Genomic DNA, 19,316 nt, shown 5'->3' with positions numbered 1-19,316 from the left:
AAGCTTTGCTCCCACAGATCTGACGGGTGTACGACCGGGAGAGCCAGGTCGGCTGTTAGGCCGCCTCGCGAGCAAGCTTTGCTCCCACAGATCTGACGGGTGTACGACCGGGAGAGCCAGGTCGGCTGTTAGGCCGCCTCGCGAGCAAGCTTTGCTCCCACAGATCTGACGGGTGTACGACCGGGAGAGCCAGGTCGGCTGTTAGGCCGCCTCGCGAGCAAGCTTTGCTCCCACAGATCTGACGGGTGTACGACCGGGAGAGCCAGGTCGGCTACTAGGCCGCCTCGCGAGCAAGCTTTGCTCCCACAGATCTGACAGGTGTACGACCAAGAGAGCCAGGTCGGCTACTAGGCCGCCTCGCGAGCAAGCTTTGCTCCCACAGATCTGACGGGTGTACGACCGGGAGAGCCAGGTCGGCTGTTAGGCCGCCTCGCGGTGGATGTTGATCTCGGGCGCCCCGTTAACCACGCTGGCCGAACGCAGGCATTGTGCAGTGGGCATCCCGGCATGGATGCCGGGATAGCCGCGCTGGGCCATGGATGGCCCTTCGCGGCGGGCCCACGGAGCAATGCCGGAGTGAGGGCACACCGAGCCTGAGCGAGGTGCCGAGTGGTGGGGCAAAGCGTTTTTGGTTACTTTTGGCGCTCTTCCAAAAGTGACCCGCCGTCAAGGCGGAACCCTAAGCCGCCGTTACCGCAGCAACGGATATGTACCCAATCCAATCCAATCCAATCCAATCCAACCCAGAACCCAGTCACCCCAACATCGGCTTCGGCACCGAAGGGTCGGCCTCCTCCTCGGGGATCTTGACGAACACGCTGTACCGCGCCCCCTCCATCGCCTCGAAGGCAATGAGTTTTTCGATCAACGGCCCGCTCAGGACTTTGCCAGCGTTGAGCAGCAACATGCCGTTGTCGGCATTGAGGTTGCGCGCCAGGATCATCCCGGGGGTCAACTCGCGCGTGGTGGAGACTTGCACCGTCGGGTCCGACAGGGTCACGTCTTCCAGGTATTCGGCACACGCCTTGATGAAGTCCTCGATCATGTCCGGGTCGTACAGCTTGCCGGCGTATTTGCGGATGTAGACCAGCGCTTCGTCGCTGTTCATCTGCCGCTCCAGGATCAACCCGCGCTGCAGCTCGATGAAGTCCACCGCCAGTTTCAACAACCGCGAACCGAACGGAATGGCGTCGCCCCGAAGGTGCTCGGGGAAACCGCTGCCGTCCCAACGCTCCTGGTGATGGCGGATGATCCGCGCCGCGTCCTTCATCGGGTCCAGGGTCATCAGCAGCGATTCGCTCTGCTTCGGATAGGCCCGATAGAGCTCAAGTTCCGTGTGGTGCAGCATGTCGGCGGGCGTGACCATCATGTTGTCGGTCCAGCTCAGCTTGCCGATGTTGTAGAGCGCCGCCGCCATGGTCAGGTCGCGGTCGGTGGACTCATCGAGGAAATGCAGCCGGCTGTAGACCCTGATCAACTCGATGATCTGCCGGTTGGTCTGCTTGGCCTTGGGCAGGCGCAGGTTGGCGATCAGCGAAAACACTTCAGTGCTGGTCACATAACTGCGCTTGAGCTCGTCATAGGCCAAATCGAGCATGTCGGCGGTCTGCTGCAGCTCGGAGGTGCGCGACGCCACGCGTTTTTCCAGGGTGGCGTTAAGGGTCTTGAGTTGCTGGTTCTGCTCGCGGTTCAGCGCTTCGAGGCGCTGACGCTCGCTTTCGGAATGCTGGTGGGACAGGGCCTGGCGCAAGGCCTGGACCAATTCCTCATCGTTCCAGGGCTTGCTGAGGTAGCGATAGAGCTGCCCCTCGTTGATGGCCTTGGTCATCATGTCCACATCGGCATAACCGGTGAGCAGGATGCGCAAGGTCGATGGGTACAGCTTGCGGATCTCGGCCAGCAGCGTGGCGCCATCCATGTTCGGCATGCGCGCGTCGGTCATTACCAGGTCGACCGGCCGCTCCTTGAGAATTTCCAGGGCCTTGGCGCCACTGTCGGCCAGCAGGATCTCGTACGGCTGGCTGCGCAATAGCCGACGCAGGCTATTGAGAATCGACTCTTCGTCATCAACCAGCAGCACTGCCGGTTTCTTTACCGGAACGTCCGGCGATTGATCTTCCATTTGAAACCCCCCTCCTAGTCACGACAACCGTTCTACCTTACCCCCGAAATACAGGCTAGTAGATTGCGAACATTTAGACACATTTGCCATCACTGGCCGAGCGTATCCCGATCAGACGACTATGCTCTACCCCATGAAGGGCCAAGTACAGGCCGAATACTCATGCCAGCGAAAGGGATATCAGATGTTTCCAGGGTTCTATAGTCAGCATCAGAACGGTGCACGGCCATGAGCCTGCCATTGGATAAAACCAATCGGCGGATCCTGATCGTCGACGACACGCCAACCATCCATGAGGATTTTCGCAAGATCCTCAGCCCCCAGGCGAGCGCCAATGACAGCCTGAGCAGCGCCGAAGAAGCCCTGTTCGGCTCGCCTGTGGCGGTCTCCGGCACGAGTTTCGTGCTCGATTCGGCGTTCCAGGGCATGGAAGCCTTGAACAAGGTCGAAACGGCACTGGCCCAGGGGCAACCCTTCGCCATGGCGTTCATCGACATGCGCATGCCACCGGGCTGGGACGGCCTGGAGACCATCGAACGGCTGTGGCGCGCCGACCCCAAGCTGCAAGTGGCCCTGTGCACCGCTTATTCGGACTATTCCTGGGAAGACATCGCCGATCGTCTTGAACTGGGCGACCGCCTGCTCATCCTGAAAAAACCTTTCGATGCCATCGAAATCCGCCAGATGGCCAGCACCTTGACCGTCAAATGGCAGATGACCGAGGACGCGGCGCTGAAAATGGACATGCTCGAGCGGGCGGTCGAGGAACGCACCCGGGAACTGGCCGACGCCAACATCATCGTGCAGAACAGCCCGACCATCCTCTATCGCCTGCGGGGCGAGCCGCCGTTCCCATTGATGTACATCTCCCACAACATCACCAAATTCGGCCATTCCGCGGCGCAACTGACCAACGCGCCGGACTGGGCGCAAACCCTGATCCACGCCGATGACCAGGACAAAGTCCATGAGGCCATGGTCCGCGTCCTGGACCGCGATTCCGCAGGGGCCTCCATCGAGTTCCGCATGCGTACCGGCGACGACACGTTCCGCTGGGTGGAGAACCGCTACATCCCGGTGCGCAATGAGCATGGCCTGTTGCTGGAGATAGAAGGCATCATCCTCGACATCACGGAACGCAAGCTGGCCGAAGAAAAAATCGCCCTGCTGGCCCGCACCGACGGCCTGACCGGGCTGGCCAACCGCGCCACCATGATCGAGCGCCTGCACCAGGCCTTCGCCGCCGCTCGTCGCGGGGCCGCGCCGTTTGCCATGTTCTACCTGGACCTGGACCACTTCAAACGCATCAACGACACCTTGGGTCATCCCATCGGCGACCTGCTGTTGCAGGAGGTCGCCGCTCGCATCAAGGCCTGTACCCGGGAAAACGACGTGGTGGCGCGCCTGGGCGGCGACGAATTCGCCCTGCTGCAATTGGACGTCCATGAAGCGACCCACTGCGCCGCGCTGGCGGGCAAGATCCGTGATGCGCTGGTGGCGCCGTACTCCCTGGACGGCAACGACGTGCGGATCTCGGTGAGCATCGGCATCGCCCTGTACACCCCGCAGAGCCTGAGTGCCGATAGCCTGATGGCGCAGTCCGACATGGCCCTGTACCGCTCCAAGGAAAAGGGCCGCAACCAGTACCATTTCCACAATGAAGAAATTAACCAGGAAGTCACCGACCGGGTCGCCCTCGCCAACGACCTGCGCCAGGCCATCGAGAACAACGAACTGCACCTGCACTACCTGCCGGAAGTCGACCTTGGCACCGGCAAGATCCTCGGCATGGGCGTGCAAGTGCGCTGGAACCACCCTCAACGTGGCTGGCTGGAACCAGCGTCCTTCATGCCCGCCGCCGAGAAAACCGGGATCATCATTGGCCTGGGGCATTGGGTACTGGACCAGGCTTGCCAACAAATGCGCCAATGGCGTGACCAGGGCATGGCGCCCCCGGTGATCGCCATCGACCTGTCCCTGACCCAGCTCAAGACCGGCCCGGAACTGATCTACGACGTGCTGCGCACCACCGCGCGCTGGGAACTGGCGCCCTGGGACCTGCGCTTCGACGTCACCGAAGCCACCCTGGCCCAGACCAAGTGGACCCACAACGACGTGCTGCCGCGCCTCTGCGAATTGGGCGTGCAGATCGCCATCGATGACTTCGGCACCGAGTACTCCTCGTTCGATTACCTCAAGACCTACCGGGTCAATCACCTCAAGCTCGCCCAGCGTTTCCTCGACAGCGCCAACGCCGACCCCGAAAACGCCACGACGTTGCGGGCGATCATCAACTTCGCCCGGGACGTGGGCATCGGGATCATTGCCGAGGGTGTCGAGACCCAGGAGCAACGCACCACGCTGATGTCCAGCGGCGGGGACATGCAGGCCCAGGGGCATTACTTCAGCACCGTGGTCGACAGCGGCCAGGCCGCCGAGTTGCTCAAGGCCGGCACCATCGTCCCGGCGACAGACCACTGGACCCGCCCAGCGAGCCAGCTATCGGAGAGCAATCCATGAATCCAATGGCGGTACCTGCCAACCGGCGAATCCTGGTGGTGGACGACACGCCCGCGATCCACCAGGACTTTCGCAAGATCCTCAGCCCCAGCGCCGGCAGCGATGACTCGCTGGACGACACCGAGAGCCTGCTGTTCGGCACCCCGCAGGTCAATCGGCTGCAATTCCAGATCGACTCGGCCTACCAGGGCGAGGAGGCGCTGGAACTGGTCAAGCGCGCCCAGGCCGAAGGCCAGCCCTATGCGCTGGTGTTCGCCGACATGCGTATGCCGCCGGGCTGGGACGGCCTGCAAACCATCGAGGCGCTGTGGGAGGCCGACCCGCGCCTGCAAATCGCCCTGTGCACGGCGTTCTCGGACTACTCCTGGGAAACCATGTCCGAACGGATCGAGTTCGACGATCAGTTGCTGATCCTCAAGAAACCCTTCGACACCCTGGAAATCCGCCAGATGGCCAGCGCCATGACCTGGAAATGGCAGCTGGCCCAGGATGCGGCGAGGAAAATGCGCAGCCTGGAACGCACCATCGAAGAGCGCGTCCAGGAATTGCTCAAGGTGTCCCACCTGCTGCAATACGACGTGCTCACCGAGTTGCCCAACAGCATGTTGCTCGGCGATCGGCTGACCCAGGCCATGGCCCAGTGCCGTCGGCATGACCGGCAACTGGCGGTGATGTTCATCGGCCTGGACCGCTTCAAGCGCATCAATAACGCGCTGGGTCACCCCGTGGGCGATGAAATGCTCAAGCGAGTGGCCCGGGCACTGGCCACCGTGGTGCGTGAATCCGACTCGGTGTTTCGCTACGGTTCCGATGAATTCGTGGTGGTGCTGGGGGACGTCATCGACCCGCAGCAGACCAAAGGCGTGGCCAACAAACTGCTGGCGGCCATCAGTTCCCCACAGCCCATCGACGGCCATGACCTGAGCGTCACCGCGAGCCTGGGCATCAGCGTGTACCCGAACGACGGCTTCGACGCCGTGGCGCTGATCAAGAAAGCCGAGACGGCGATGCGCAACGTCAAGGAAACCGGCCCCAACGACTACCGGTTTTTCACCGAAGACATGAACCGCCGGGCGCGGCAGCAGCAGACCATCGAATCCGGCCTGCGCCTGGGCCTGCTACGCAAGGAGTTCGTGCTGCATTACCAACCCAAGCTCGACCTCAAGAGCGGCAAGGTGGTCGGTGTCGAGGCGCTGGTGCGTTGGGACAGGCCGGATCATGGCCTGGTCTATCCCTCGGATTTCATTCCGGTGGCCGAGGACAGCGGCCTGATCGTCCCGCTGAGCCAATGGGTGCTTCAGGAAGCCTGCCAGCAGGCCTGCCGCTGGCAAGCCCAGGGCATGCGCCCGCTGTACCTGTCGGTGAACGTCTCGGCCATCGATTTCCGCCAGCGCGGCTTCGTCGAAGGCATTGCCCGCACCCTCAAGGAAACCGGCCTGGACCCGACACAGTTAGAACTGGAGATCACCGAAAGCGTCCTGATGCAGAACGTCGATACCACGGTCGCCGTCCTCAAGGCCATCAAGCAACTGGGGATACGCCTGGCCATCGACGACTTCGGCACCGGCTATTCAAGCCTGAGCTATCTGCAGAAATTTCCGGTGGATGTGTTGAAGATCGACCAGTCGTTCGTCGGCGACCTGAGCATCGACAGCAACGACGCCAAGCTGGTGAGCACCATCATCAGCCTGGGCAAGAGCCTGAACCTGCACATCATTGCCGAAGGAGTGGAAACCCTCGAGCAGTTGGAATTTCTCAAGAAACACCACTGCGAGGAGGTCCAGGGTTATTACTTCAGCAAGGCCGTGGAACCGCAGGCCTTCGTCGACTGGATGACCGAGTGGGAAAAACGCCAGAACCCGTTTTCGTGAACACCTGAGTGTCATCAACCAAAGTTTCAAGGAAAACATCCCATGGCGTCACATGGACTGATTCTGGCTCTCGGCCTACTCGTGGGAGCAAGCGTGACCGCTCACGCCGAACCACTGGACGAACCCCTCAAACCCCTGCCCCCGATTCCGACCCTGGACCCCAAGCGCGTCCAACTGGGGCTGCGGCTGTTCAATGACCCTCGCCTGTCGGTCAACAACACCCTGTCCTGCGCCAGTTGCCATCGCCTGGACAAGGGCGGCGCCGACGACAAGCCGTTTTCCTTAGGCTTCGACGGCAAGCCGGTGGAGGTCAACACCCCTACCGTGTTCAATGCCAGCCTGAACTTCCACCAGTTCTGGGATGGCCGCGTCGACACGCTGGAAGAGCAGGTCCATGCGGTCGTGACCAGCCCGGTGGAAATGGGCAGCACCTGGGAATCGGTGGTCAAGCGCATCGCCGATGACCCTGGCTATGCCAAGGACTTCAAGGACGCTTACCCCGACGGCGTGACCAAGCCCAATATCCAGGGCGCACTGGCCGACTACGAACGCACCTTGCAGACGCCCAATTCGCGCTTCGACCAGTACCTGCTGGGCAATACCGACGCCCTCACACCCCGGGAAAAGTTCGGTTACCAGCGCTTCAAGGAATACGGCTGCATCGCTTGCCACCAGGGCGTGAACATGGGCGGCAACATGTTCCAGAAATTCGGCGTCTTGGGTGACTACTTCGAGGACCGGGGCAACCCCACCCGAGCCGACGAAGGGCGTTTCAACATCACCGGCGATGAAGCCGACCGCCAGGTTTTCAAGGTGCCCAGCCTGCGCAACGTCGCCGTCACCGCCCCGTATTTCCATGACAGCTCCGCACCGAGCCTGGAACGCGCGGTGGAGGTGATGTTCAAGTACCAGTTGGGCCGCGAGCCCCTGAAGAACGATACCCAGCTGATCGTCGAATTCCTCAAGACCCTGACCGGTGAGTGGGAGGGCAAGCCCCTATGACAGTCCTCCGTCGCCTCGGCCTGGCCTTCATCGGCGTCTTGCTGGCGGGCATCCTGTTGTTCATGTACATCAATTCAGGCGCCCAGCAGGCCGCCTCGTACATCGAGTCCCGGGACCTGATCCGCCTGCTCAAGCAACAGGACGCCATCTGGGACAACGAAGTCCTCAAGTCGCGGATCGCCCTGACCCACAACTATGACCCGCTGGTCTCGCCCCTGCACGAGATGGCACGCCTGTGGCAGCGTCTGGACGCCATTGAATCGGAACCGGGGCGCCACGGGCCGTCACTCTGGGAAGCTCAGCGCGACGAATACCTCAAGCTGGTCAAGGAAAAGACCCGCCTGGTGGAACAATTCAAATCCCATAACGCGGTGCTGCGCAATTCCCTGGCCTTCCTGCCCACCGGCGAGGACGACATCCAGGGCCAGTTCGCCCGGCTGCCCGACACGTACAGGCTGGAGTTGCAGAACGTTGCCATCGACACCTACGACCTGCTCCTCAGCAGCATGGAGTTCGCCCAGCTCAGTTCCCCTGATATAGCGGCCGAGGTTCTGCTGGGGTTGAACCAGCTGGAGGTCAACAAGGAGCGCCTGCCTGAGGGGCTGCTTAGCTCCGTCGAAGTCCTGCGCAGGCACATCGGGGTGATCCTGCGCGAACAGCCACGGGTCAACGAATTGTTGCTGGGAATCGAAGCGATCCCCGTGGCCGATCGCCTGGACACCATCACCCAACTGCTCGAGAAAGACCAGGCAAAAGCCGCCGCCCAGTACGAGCGCAACCACGTTTACCTGCTGGTGTTCGCCACGCTGCTGGTGCTGATCCTGATCTGGCTGGCGATCCGGCTGGTACGCAGCTTCGCCGAGATCAAAAGGGTCAACAACGCCCTGCAAACCGCCAACGATGAACTGGAACAGCGGGTTGAAGAACGGACCCGCCAGCTCAAGGACACCCAGAGCGAATTGATGGACACCGCCCGCCAGGCCGGCATGGCGGAAATCGCGACCAACGTGCTGCACAACGTCGGCAACGTCCTCAACAGCGTGAACATCTCCGCCGACCTGGTCAGCCGCAAAATACGCAGCAGCAAGGCCCAGGGGCTGGGCAAGGCCATGCAACTGATCAACGAACACGCCGATGACCTCGGGCACTTTTTCACCGAAGACGCGAAAGGCAAACTGTTGCCTGGCTACCTCAACCAACTGGTCGAAGCCATCGCCGTTGAGCAGCAGGGTCTTACCGACGAGCTGGCCCAGCTGAGCAAAAGCGTGGACCACATCAAGGATATTGTCTCCACCCAGCAATCCTATGCCGGGGCCAACAGCCTGCTGGAACCGTTGGTGGTCAGTGAACTGCTCGAAGACGCCCTGCGCATGAACTCGGGCGCCCTGACTCGCCATCATGTTACGGTGATCAAGGAATACGGCGAGGTGCCGCGGATCATGGGCGACAAGCACCGCTTGCTGTTGATCCTGATCAACCTGATCAGCAATGCCAAATACGCCATGGCGGGGGTTTCCAATCATGCGCGGAACATGACCCTGAAGGCCGCCGTCATCGATGGCGAAACCTTGCAAATCAGCGTCAAGGACGAAGGCGAAGGGATCGCGGAGGAAAACATGACGCGCATCTTCGCCCACGGCTTTACCACGCGTAAGGACGGCCACGGCTTTGGCCTGCACAGCTGCGCATTGGCGGCCATTGAAATGAACGGCCACCTCACCGCCCACAGTGAGGGGCCAGGCACGGGGGCAACGTTCGAACTGCAGCTGCCCCTGAAACTTGCAGAAGGTGAGCCATGAATAGCATGAGTAACCGCCGCATCCTGTTGATCGACGATACACCCGCCATTCATGAAGATTTCCGCAAGATCCTCACCCCGGAGGATGACAGCAACGCTGACTTGCTGGACATGGAAAGCGCGCTGTTCGGCGATGCGCCAAAACCTGCCACCACGGTGTTCGAACTCGACTCGGCCTATGGCGGGCAGGAAGGCCTGAACAAGTTGCTGGAGGCATCGGCAAAAGGGCGTCCTTATGCCCTGGCCTTTGTCGACATGCGTATGCCCGAAGGCTGGGATGGCGCCAAGACCATCGAAGAACTCTGGAAGCGCGACCCGTTGCTGCAAGTGGTGGTCTGCACGGCGTATTCGGATTACTCCTGGGATGAACTGCTCGACCGCCTGAACGGCCACGATCGCTTGCTGATCCTGAAAAAGCCGTTCGACAACATCGAAGTCCAGCAGATGGCCAACACCCTGACCACAAAATGGGAAATGACCTCCCGTGCGCAACTGAAAATGAACAAGCTCGAAGACCTGGTGGAACAACGCACCCAGGCGTTCAAGCAGGCCAGCGAGCTGCTGCAAATGGAGATCGACGAACGCAAGATGCTGGAAACCCAGCTGGTGCAATCGGAAAAGCTCGCCTCGCTGGGCCAGTTGGCGGCCGGGGTGGCCCACGAAATCAACAACCCGATCGGCTTCATTTCTTCCAACCTGGGGGCGTTGGACGGTTACTTTGGCAAACTCCAGGAAATGCTCAGCGCCTACGGCAGCGCCGAGGGGGCCATCGCCTCGCCGGAACTGGTGGTGCACTTGCGCAAGCTGCGCGAACAGGTGGAACTGGACTTTCTCGTCGAGGACATCCCCTTGCTGATCAAGGAGTCCAAGGATGGCATCGGCCGGGTCGGGCAGATCGTCAAGGACCTGAAGGACTTCTCCCGCGTCGACTCCAGCCAGGAATGGCAGATGGCCAATTTGCAGCAGGGCATGGATTCGACGTTGAACATCGTCGCCAATGAAATCAAATACAAGGCCGACGTGGTCAAGGAGTACACGCCGTTGCCGGAAGTGGAATGCCTGCCGTCGCAGATCAACCAGGTGATCATGAACCTGATCGTCAACGCCGCCCAGGCCATCGGCCCCGAGCGCGGCACCATCACCCTGCGCAACGGCGTCGGTGACGAATCCGTATGGATCGAAGTCGCCGACAACGGCTCGGGCATCCCCCCCGAAACCCTGCAGAAAATCTTCGACCCGTTCTTCACCACCAAGCCCATCGGCCAAGGCACGGGGCTCGGGCTGTCGTTGTCCTACGGCATCGTGAAAAAACACAACGGCGAGATCACGGTACGCAGCGAAGTCGGGGTCGGCACTACCTTTCGCGTGGAATTGCCGGTGCGGCAGATGAAGCAGGCGAGCTGAGCAGCTCCTGGGGTGGGAACACTGTAGAAGCTGTAGAAGCTGTGGGAGCTGTGGGAGCTGTGGGAGCAAGGCTTGCCCGCGATGGAGACACTCGGTATTTCAGAAACCGAGGCGCCTGTATCGCGAGCAAGCTTTGCTCCCACAGTTTTGCTCCCAGACAGCTTTGCTCCCACACACCCTTGTTTCCATGACAATCCCCTCGTCATAGGGTTGCCCGTCGTTTTGCCGTCGGCGCAGAATGCCTGCGCTACCCCTCCCCCAAGGAAACCGTATGAGCCTGTCTCTGCTGAGTCGTTACGCCTTCTTTGCTGGCTGTGTCATCTTCACCCTCGCCAGCCTGCCGTTCCTGCAATACGACTGGCTCTGGCCGATCACACTGGTGACCGGGTTGTTGAGCCTGCTGGGGCTGTTCGACCTGCTGCAAAGCCGCCACGCCGTACGGCGCAATTACCCGATCCTGGGCAATATCCGCTACCTGGTCGAAGGCATTCGCCCGGAGATCCGCCAGTACCTGCTCGAATCCGACAGCGATGCCCTGCCCTTCTCCCGAGCCCAACGCTCGCTGGTGTATTCCCGGGCCAAGAACGAAAGCGCCGACAAACCGTTCGGCACCTTGATCGACGTGTACCAGACCGGCTTCGAATTCATCGGCCACTCCATGCGCCCGGCCCCGCTGAGCGATCCCAGCGGTTTTCGCGTGACCGTCGGCGGCCCGCAGTGCACCCAGCCGTACTCGGCGTCGGTGTTCAACATCTCGGCCATGAGTTTCGGTTCCCTGAGCGCCAACGCCATCCGGGCGTTGAACCAGGGAGCCAAGTTGGGCAACTTCGCCCACGACACCGGTGAAGGCAGCATCAGCCCCTACCACCGCGAACACGGCGGCGACCTGACCTGGGAACTGGGCAGCGGCTATTTTGGCTGCCGCACCAGCGACGGGCGCTTCGACCCGGAGCGTTTCGCCGCCCAGGCGCAGAACCCGCAGGTGCGGATGATTGAAATCAAGATGAGCCAGGGCGCCAAACCCGGCCACGGCGGCATCCTGCCCAAGCACAAGGTCACCCGGGAAATCGCCGAGACCCGTGGCATCCTCATGGGCGAGGACTGTATTTCACCGTCATGCCACAGCGCGTTTTCCACGCCGATCGAACTGATGCAGTTCGTCCAGCAACTGCGTGAGCTGTCCGGCGGCAAACCGGTGGGCTTCAAGTTCTGCCTGGGTCACCCGTGGGAATTCATGGGCATCGCCAAGGCCATGCTGGAAACCGGGATCCTGCCCGACTTCATCGTGGTGGACGGCAAGGAAGGCGGCACGGGCGCGGCGCCAGTGGAGTTCACCGACCACATCGGCGTGCCGCTGCGCGAGGGCCTGCTGTTCGTGCACAACACCCTGGTGGGCCTGAACCTGCGGGACAAGATCAAGCTCGGCGCCAGTGGCAAGATCGTCAGCGCCTTCGACATCGCCAGCGTCCTGGCCATCGGCGCCGACTGGGCCAACGCCGCGCGCGGCTTCATGTTCGCCATCGGCTGCATCCAATCGCAAAGCTGCCACACCAACAAATGCCCCACCGGCGTCGCCACCCAGGACACCCTGCGCCAACGCGCCCTGGTCGTGCCGGACAAGGCCCAGCGGGTCTACAACTTCCACCGCAACACCCTCAAGGCCCTGGCCGAAATGCTCGCCGCCGCCGGGCTCGAGCATCCGTCGCAATTGCAGCCCAAGCATTTGGTACGGCGCATGTCGGCCACTGAGGTGAAGTTGTTCTCTCAGTTGCATGTGTTTTTGAAGCCGGGGGAATTGCTGACGGGTGAGGTCAATGGGGCGTTTTATTCGCGGATGTGGCAGATGGCGCGGGCGGATAGTTTTGAGCCGCGGGAAATCGCGGCGGCGTAAACACCGCATAGCACCTGTAAGTTCTGACAGTAGACGCCAACTTCCTCACGATTGACCATCCACCCCGATGGTTCGCTCGTCATGGAAGGTGCTTATGTTGACGCGACGCGATTTGATTTTTGTCACATGGCTTAAATCGGCTAACCACGCCGATGAGCGATCCCAGATACAACAGGAGCGCGCGTCGTCCATCTAGGTTGCAAAATCAGGCAACGGCTCTTGAAGAAAGGGACTGGGATTAAGTCCATGAGAATTGGCGAGAACCGCTCATACCCGCTCATACCCGCTCATACCCACGAAGTACCTTGAACCGAAAAAAGCCGTACCCCGTCCCCAGGTACAACAAAAAGTACAAAGCCACCGCCATCCACCCGGGCGAACGCACGGCATCACCGATGGAACCAATGCCATAACTCAAGACGCCCATCAATCCATTGCACAGCCCATAACCGCGCCAGGACTCACCGGGCTCAAAGATATAAAGCGCATTCACATAAAACGAAAACGCCGCAGCCACGCAGAACGCCGCGAAGTTACTGGTCGCCTGAGTCAGGCCGACGGCGCCATACAGCAAGAAAAAAACCTGGCAATGGATCAGCCCATTGACCAGCGCAATCACCATCAACGCAGGGAAACCCTTCATCGTGCCTGCCTTGCCATTTGCCAGTTGGCGGGCTTCCAAGCTAGGCCAGGGTCCTGCGGCGGTCTACTGTCAGAACTTACAGGTCAGAGATCGAACCCGACGGACGGTCAAAATCAACGCCTACAAAAAAGCCCCTGTCATTTCCGACCGGGGCTCTTGTTTTACAGCGTTACCACATCACGAAACTGAACGCACACCGCCCCGCACATCCTCAGTCGGCTGCAACTTGAACGTGTAAAACAACACCGTCAGCAGCACCAGGAACGCCGGGCCCACATACAAGGCCACGCGCGTATCCGGGAAGTACGCCATCAGCCCCACCACCAGCACCAGGAAGGCCAGCGCCAGGTACGAGCTGACCGGGTACAGCCACATGCGGTATTTCAGCGACGCACGCTCGGAAGCGCTCAAGCTTTTGCGGAACTTGAGTTGGGCCAGCAGGATCATCACCCAGGTCCAGATCGCGCCGAACGTGGCAATCGACGTCACCCAGACGAAGACTTTCTCCGGCACCAGGTAGTTGAGCAGCACACCCAGCAGCAACGCGGCGATGGACAGCAGCAACGCGCGGCGCGGCACGCCGTTGGCCGAGGTGGTGGCGAAACCGGCCGGGGCCTGGCCGTTCTGCGCCAGGCTGTAGAGCATCCGCCCGGTGCTGAAGATCCCGCCGTTGCAGGACGACAGCGCGGCGGTGATCACTACGAAGTTGATGATGCCGGCGGCGGTCTTGATGCCCAGGCGCTCGAAGGTCATCACGAATGGGCTGCCCTGGGTGCCGATCTCGTTCCACGGGTAGATCGACAGGATCACGAACAGCGCGCCGACGTAGAACAGCAGGATTCGCCAGAACACCGAGCCGATGGCGTTGGGGATGGTTTTCTGCGGGTTCTTCGCCTCACCGGCGGTCAGGCCGATCATCTCCACGCCCAGGTAGGCGAACATGACCATTTGCAGGGACATCAACACGCCGGACACACCGTTGGGCATGAAGCCGCCATGGGCCCAGAGGTTGGAAATGCCCAGGGCCACGCCGTCATTGCCGAAGCCGAAGGCGATGATGCCGACTCCGCCGATGACCATGGCGATGATGGTCACGATCTTGATCAGGGCGAACCAGAACTCGAACTCACCGAAAGCCTTGACCGCGATCAGGTTGATCGAGCCCATGCTGACCAGCGCCGCCAAGGCCCAGATCCAGCGGGGTACATCGGGGAACCAGATGCCCATGTACACCGCCACCGCGGTGATTTCCGCCACGCAGGTCACCAGCCACAGGAACCAGTAGTTCCAACCGGTCAGGAAACCTGCCAGTGGGCCGAGGTAGTCCTGGGCATAGCGGCTGAACGAACCGGCCACCGGGTTATGCACGGCCATTTCACCGAGGGCGCGCATGATCACCAGGATCGCCAGGCCGCCAAGGATGTAGGACAGCATGATCGCCGGACCGGCCATTTCAATGGCCTTGGCCGAGCCGAGGAACAGCCCGACACCGATGCAGGCGCCGAGCGCCATCAGGCGGATATGCCGCTCACCGAGTTCACGTTTGAGCGGACCGCCCTGAGCGGTCTCGCCATGGGGCAGATGATTGCCGACAGGCATAGGGATACAACCTCGTCTTGTTATTGGATTAGCCACCGAGTGTCCAAAGCCACAGGCCGATAGGCCTGCCACCTTGCCGAAACCGGGTCTGTCTTGTGGGCAGACCGTCCTGTGGAACCACAACCTCAGGATCAGCGGGCCATGCAGTATAAAAAGCCAGGGATAGAGAGTTTCACTGTAAAACCCGGGAAATTCAGGGATAAGCCTGCGCCAAAAGTGGCTTTTGGAGAGGCGTTGTCTGGGATTACAGGTCATACGGAAACGGCACCGAGTATTGCACAGTGATGGTGCAGCGTCATGTTTGGGCATGGAGCGAGGGCTCTAGTGCAAGCTTTTCAGCCCCCATGTGGTGAGAGAAATCATCTGTGGCGAGGGGATTTATCCCCGCTGGGCTGCGCAGCAGCCCCCAAAACAGCAACCCGGTATGTCTGGACAATTGAGTGGCCTGCATTGGGGCTGCTGCGCAGCCCAGCGGGGATAAATCCCCTCGCCACAGATAAGTCTCCACAGGTAAATTCCCTGGTCACAGGGAGCATGAGACGCCTCAAAGCCATGCGGCGTCCCAGAGAGGGTAATCGCCAATGCGATCCACCAACCCCGCCCGAAGCGGATTGGCAATGATGTAGTCGGCGCTGGGTCGCAGCTCTTCATTGTCACGAATAGCGCGGTCATGGAAGCCGCTTTGCCAAAGCGGGCCAGAGACTCCGGTTATGTTGTTGACACGATGGGTGCATCGAGCTTTGGTGGCGCCGATGACACGACTCAGATGGCAATCGTGAATTTGCAGCAACCAATGGAAATGATCCGGCATCACCACCCAGGCTAAAGAGTTCACCTGGCCCGAATCATGAGCACGTTTGAATTCGGCGACCAATAGCCGTCCAATCTTCCAATCGGAAAAAACCGGCCGCCGCTGATGAACAACAACAGTCACCAGATAGGCACGTCCTGGCTCTGAGTAACGACCTCGACGCAAGCGATGAGAATTGGGGCGTGAATGCATTCCTTGCTTCCTTTGAAAGGGTTTGAATGCAGCCTAGCCATGCAGCTAGTTTTTCGACTCGGAAAAGGTCGAGCGAATATTCCGAAACTTGCGTAGTACTTGTGGCGAGGGGATTTATCCCCGCTGGGCTGCGCAGCAGCCCCCCAAAACCGCAACCCGGTATGTCTGGGACAATTGAGTTGCCTGCATTGGGGGCTGCTGCGCAGCCCAGCGGGGATAAATCCCCTCGCCACAGGAACCTCGCCACCTGCTGGTCTCACATTGATGCCCACAATTTCCCCGCCCCCCACGCCAACCACCGTCTAAGCTTCAAGCAAGTCCGATCAATCTGCGTGAATGGATCAGTCGACTATGGGCGCTTTGTGGCAAACCGATTCGAATGAACCTGTGGTCCCGACTGAACGTATGGAAGAAGCGCCTTTACCTCAAAAAAAACGCCGCGCACGGCATGGCTGGCGGGCATTCTGGTTGTTGCTGCTGATTATCGTGGTGGTGGTCGGCCTGGCGGTGGCCAAGGAAATGCGCACGTCGCGGTTCCAGGCCCGGGAGCTCAGCAAATACGCTGAGTCCCTGAGCTATGCGGTGCAGCCGGGGCCCAGCGATGCCATCGTCTATCCGGGTGCAGGCCCGTTCGACCGGCGCTTGGGCTACAGCGCGCTGGGGGAATTCCTGCCGCGCCTGCTCAAGCGCGACTACGTGATCCAGGCCCAGGCGCGGTTCTCGCCGGCCTTGATGGGCTACGTCGAAAAAGGCCTGTTCGTGCCCTACGCGGAAAAGATCCAGGCCGGCCTGACCATCACCGACTGCCGCGCGGCACCGGTCTATCAGTTCAAGTACCCGCAGCAACTGTATGCGAACTTCGAAGCGATTCCGCCCGTGGTGGTGCAAAGCCTGTTGTTTATCGAGAACCGCTTTCTGCTCGACCCCAAGCAACCGCTGGCAAACCCGGCAGTGGACTGGCCGCGCTTCGGCATGGCGGCCTGGTCGCAAGTCGCCAAGCTGTTGAGCTTGCCGGGACAGTCCGCCGGGGGCAGCACACTGGCGACGCAACTGGAAAAATACCGGCACTCCCCCGAGGGCCTCACCGTGTCGGGCGGGGAAAAAATCCGCCAGATGATTTCCGCCAGCGTGCGGGCTTATCAGGCCGGCCCGCAAACCCTCGAGGCGCGACAGCGGATCATCCGCGACTACCTCAACAGCGTGCCGCTCTCCGCCGTGCCGGGGCATGGTGAAGTCCACGGCATGGCCGAAGGCTTGCGAGTCTGGTACGGCGCCGATTTCAAGCAGGCCAATGAACGCCTGTCCAGTACCGCCAACGACCCCAAGAGCCTGGCAGAAAAAGGCCTGGCCCTGCGGGAAATGCTGTCATTGATGATCGCCCAGCGCCGACCGTCCCATTTCCTCTCCAAGGGCCACGATGAACTGGCACGCCTGACCGACAGCCACATCCGGCTGTTGGCGCAGAACGGCGTGATCGATGCACCGCTGGCCGCGGCGGCCCTGGCGAGCAAGGTCAGTTATCGTGACTGGGTCAAGGATCCCACCGTCCAGCCCAACGAAACCAACAAAGGCATCAGCGCCGCCCGCAGTCGCCTCGCCGCCCTGCTCAATCGTCCGCTGTACGACCTCGATCGCCTCGACCTCTCCGCCACCAGCACCTTGCAAAGCGACTTGCAGGCCCAGGCCACCGACTACCTCAAGCGCTTGGCCGACCCGGCCTTCGCGACCGAGATCGGCCTGATGGGCGAACGTCTGCTGACCCCCACCAGCACCACCCAGGTGCGCTACAGCTTCACCCTGCTGGAACTGACCCCCGATGGCTCACGCGTGCGGGTGCAGACCGACAGCACCGACCAGCCCTTCGACATCAACGAAGGCAGCAAGCTGGAACTGGGCTCCACTGCCAAGTTGCGGGTACTCACCACGTATCTGCAGATCATCGCCGAACTGCACGAGCGCTATGCCCAGCAAACCCCGGCGGAATTGAAGAAAGTCGACATCGCCGAGCCGGACCACCTCTCCCGCTGGGCCGTGGACTACCTGATCCAGAACACCGACCGCAGCCTGCCGAAAATGCTCGAGGCCGCGCTGGACCGCACCTATTCAGCCAGCCCCGGCGAGGCATTTTTTACCGGCGGCGGGCTGCACACCTTCCACAACTTCCGTAAAGAAGACAACGGCCGCATTCCCACACTGCGCGACTCCTTGCGTGAATCGATCAACCTGCCGTTCATCCGCCTGATGCGCGACCTGGTGCGCTACGCCACCTATGCCGGCCCCAATAACAGTTCCGAGCTGCTCAAGGACGACAAGGACCCGCGCCGCCAGGAATACCTGGCCCAATTCGCCGACCGCGAAGGCACCTCGTTCCTGCTCAGGTTCTGGAAGAAGTACCAGAAAAAGGACACCGGCCAGCGCCTGGAAACCTTCCTCGACGGCATGCGCCCTACGGCGATCCGCCTGGCCGCCGTACACCGTTATTTCTTTCCCAACGACAGCCAGGAGAATTTCAACCGCTTCATACGCGCGCACTTGAAATCGGCCAAGAGCGCCGAAAAACTCACCGACGAACGCCTGGAACGGCTCTATCAAAGCTATGGCCCCGGCGCCTATGACCTGCCGGACCAAGGCTTTATCGCCAAGGTCCACCCGCTGGACCTGTGGTTGATGGGTTACCTGCTGAACAACCCCGACGCCAAGTTCAGCCAGATCGTCAAGGCCAGTGAGTTCGAGCGCCAGGAAGTCTACAGTTGGCTGTTCAAGAGCCGGCACAAGAGCGCCCGCGACAGTCGCATCCGCACCATGCTGGAGATTGAAGCCTTCCTGGATATTCACCAGCGCTGGCAGCAGGTCGGCTATCCGTTCGACCACCTGGTGCCGTCGCTGGCCACCGCCATCGGCAGCTCCGGCGACCGTCCCGCCGCGTTGGCGGAACTGGTGGGCACCATCCTTAACGATGGCATCCGCAAGCCCGCGCTGCGCGTCGACAGCCTGGACTTTGCCGTCGGTACGCCTTACGAGACACGGCTGGTGAGCAATCCGGATAACGGCAAGCGCGTGATGCCGGTGGAAGTGGCCCAGGCCTTGCGCGGTGCGCTGTCCCAGGTGGTGGATGCCGGCACCGCGAAACGCGTGGCCGGCAGTTTCAAGTTGGCCGACGGTACACCGCTGGCCATGGGCGGCAAGACCGGTACCGGCGACAACCGCATCGAAGCGATCGGCTCCGGCGGGCGGGTGATCAGTTCCAAGTCGATCAACCGCACCGCCACCTTCGTGTTCTTTATCGGCGACAGCCATTTCGGCACCCTCACCGCCTACGTCCCGGGGGCCTCGGCGCAGAACTTCAAATTCACCTCGGCCTTGCCGGTGCAAGTGCTCAAGGGCATGGCGCCGTTTCTCTCGCCCTACTTGCAGCCGGGGACTCATACCCAGTGCAAGCCGTTGGTGGCGAGGCAATGATTTG

The 19,316-nt window shown here is 61.1% G+C and carries 11 protein-coding genes; 7 read left to right on the top strand and 4 right to left on the bottom strand.

All coding sequences use genetic code 11. The features are described 5' to 3' along the window. Window positions 1–754 precede the first annotated feature (754 nt). A complete protein-coding gene (locus B0E42_RS22295; protein ID WP_018603274.1) occupies window positions 755–2,122 on the bottom strand; it encodes an HD domain-containing phosphohydrolase in 1,368 nt (455 codons plus the stop codon). Window positions 2,123–2,350: 228 nt separating this feature from the next. On the opposite strand from B0E42_RS22295, the gene B0E42_RS22290 reads away from it, so the two are divergent. The 6 genes from B0E42_RS22290 (at window position 2,351) to B0E42_RS22265 (ending at window position 12,608) form a co-directional block, all read left to right on the top strand. Beyond that, window positions 2,351–4,642: an EAL domain-containing protein gene (locus tag B0E42_RS22290; protein ID WP_077507456.1), complete on the top strand. Its 2,292-nt coding sequence runs from the start codon at window positions 2,351–2,353 to the stop codon at window positions 4,640–4,642. Continuing rightward, window positions 4,639–6,513: a GGDEF and EAL domain-containing protein gene (locus B0E42_RS22285; protein WP_053181602.1), complete on the top strand. Its 1,875-nt coding sequence runs from the start codon at window positions 4,639–4,641 to the stop codon at window positions 6,511–6,513. The genes B0E42_RS22290 and B0E42_RS22285 overlap by 4 nt, the downstream gene beginning before the upstream one ends. 42 nt (window positions 6,514–6,555) lie before the next feature. Continuing rightward, window positions 6,556–7,515, top strand: a complete 960-nt coding sequence (locus B0E42_RS22280) for a cytochrome-c peroxidase (protein ID WP_018603280.1) — start codon at window positions 6,556–6,558, stop codon at window positions 7,513–7,515. Further along, entirely contained in the window at window positions 7,512–9,314 is a 1,803-nt protein-coding gene (locus B0E42_RS22275; protein ID WP_077507453.1) for a DAHL domain-containing protein, read from the top strand. The genes B0E42_RS22280 and B0E42_RS22275 overlap by 4 nt, the downstream gene beginning before the upstream one ends. After that, on the top strand, window positions 9,311–10,717 hold the full coding sequence (locus B0E42_RS22270) for an ATP-binding protein (RefSeq protein WP_014339979.1): 1,407 nt from the start codon (window positions 9,311–9,313) through the stop codon (window positions 10,715–10,717). Before B0E42_RS22275 ends, B0E42_RS22270 begins: the two co-directional genes overlap by 4 nt. A 271-nt stretch (window positions 10,718–10,988) precedes the next feature. Further along, window positions 10,989–12,608 carry an FMN-binding glutamate synthase family protein gene (locus B0E42_RS22265; RefSeq protein ID WP_077507451.1) on the top strand — a complete coding sequence of 540 codons (1,620 nt, stop codon included), beginning with the start codon at window positions 10,989–10,991 and terminating at the stop codon, window positions 12,606–12,608. 277 nt (window positions 12,609–12,885) lie between these two features. Here the strand turns inward: B0E42_RS22265 and B0E42_RS22260 are convergent, their stop codons facing one another. The 3 genes from B0E42_RS22260 to B0E42_RS22250 form a co-directional block, all read right to left on the bottom strand. Next, the gene (locus tag B0E42_RS22260) at window positions 12,886–13,251 is read right to left on the bottom strand and encodes a GtrA family protein (RefSeq protein WP_077507459.1); all 366 of its coding nucleotides are present in this window, start codon (window positions 13,249–13,251) and stop codon (window positions 12,886–12,888) included. Window positions 13,252–13,428: 177 nt separating this feature from the next. Continuing rightward, complete coding sequence (locus B0E42_RS22255) at window positions 13,429–14,850, bottom strand: amino acid permease (RefSeq protein WP_077507449.1); 1,422 nt, start codon at window positions 14,848–14,850, stop codon at window positions 13,429–13,431. A gap of 544 nt (window positions 14,851–15,394) precedes the next feature. Beyond that, window positions 15,395–15,853 carry a transposase gene (locus tag B0E42_RS22250; protein WP_053181613.1) on the bottom strand — a complete coding sequence of 153 codons (459 nt, stop codon included), beginning with the start codon at window positions 15,851–15,853 and terminating at the stop codon, window positions 15,395–15,397. Between the two features lie 351 nt (window positions 15,854–16,204). Between B0E42_RS22250 and B0E42_RS22245 the strand changes: the two genes are divergently transcribed. Beyond that, window positions 16,205–19,312 (top strand): transglycosylase domain-containing protein, encoded by a 3,108-nt coding sequence (locus B0E42_RS22245; protein WP_077507447.1) that lies wholly within the window; start codon window positions 16,205–16,207, stop codon window positions 19,310–19,312. The last annotated feature ends 4 nt before the right edge of the window (window positions 19,313–19,316 follow it).

The organism is Pseudomonas sp. A25(2017) (genome assembly GCF_002001065.1).
Lineage (GTDB): Bacteria > Pseudomonadota > Gammaproteobacteria > Pseudomonadales > Pseudomonadaceae > Aquipseudomonas > Aquipseudomonas kilonensis.
The sequence above is the reverse complement of the archived record's forward strand: the minus strand, read 5'-3'. Positions and strand labels throughout refer to the sequence as shown.